We start from the raw sequence: 661 nt of genomic DNA, 5'->3' as shown, positions 1-661 counted from the left end.
TGAAATCGATGATAATGTCGAGATTGATATTAATCCAGCGGATTTGCGTATTGATACTTATCGTTCATCGGGCGCGGGTGGTCAGCACGTGAACACCACGGATTCTGCGGTACGTATTACTCACGAGCCAAGTGGCGTAGTCGTGACTTGTCAAAATGAGCGTAGCCAACATGGTAACAAGGCCACTGCGATGAAAATGCTACGTGCTAAGCTTTATGAGCTTGAGATGCAAAAACGTATGGAGTCGCAACAAGCGGTTGAAGATAACAAATCTGATGTCGGTTGGGGCAGTCAAATTCGCTCATACGTGCTGGATGACTCACGTATCAAAGACTTGCGTACCGGTGTTGAAACCTTTAATACCGGTGCGGTACTAGATGGTGACCTCGATCAGTTTATCGAAGCGAGCCTAAAAGCTGGACTGTAGGGGTGTTTTTAAGAATAAATCCCTACTCTTAATTCTCTACTCTTTTTGACGTAGCCACCGCCTACAGCAATTCATAAGGTTGATAGTTGGGTAACAAAACAAAAATTACTTAAGGAAAAATTATGCTAAGCGTAAATAATTATTTTGATGATAAAGTCACTTCTATTGCCTTCCAAACGGCGACTAAGCCAGCTACTGTCGGTGTCATGAGCATTGGTGAGTACGAATTTGGCA

The 661-nt window shown here is 43.4% G+C and carries 2 protein-coding genes; both read left to right on the top strand.

Annotated elements, in window-relative coordinates; translation table 11 throughout:
* Nucleotides 1–427, top strand: a 427-nt coding sequence (locus ACS8FD_RS21330; RefSeq protein ID WP_439277341.1) for a peptide chain release factor-like protein, incomplete at its 5' end; no start/stop codon positions are given.
* A gap of 122 nt (nucleotides 428–549) precedes the next feature.
* Nucleotides 550–661 (top strand): pyrimidine/purine nucleoside phosphorylase (locus ACS8FD_RS21325; protein WP_439277342.1); only part of this gene is annotated, 112 nt, incomplete at its 3' end.

The organism is Psychrobacter sp. 1U2 (assembly GCF_051847575.1).
The sequence above is the reverse complement of the archived record's forward strand: the minus strand, read 5'-3'. Positions and strand labels throughout refer to the sequence as shown.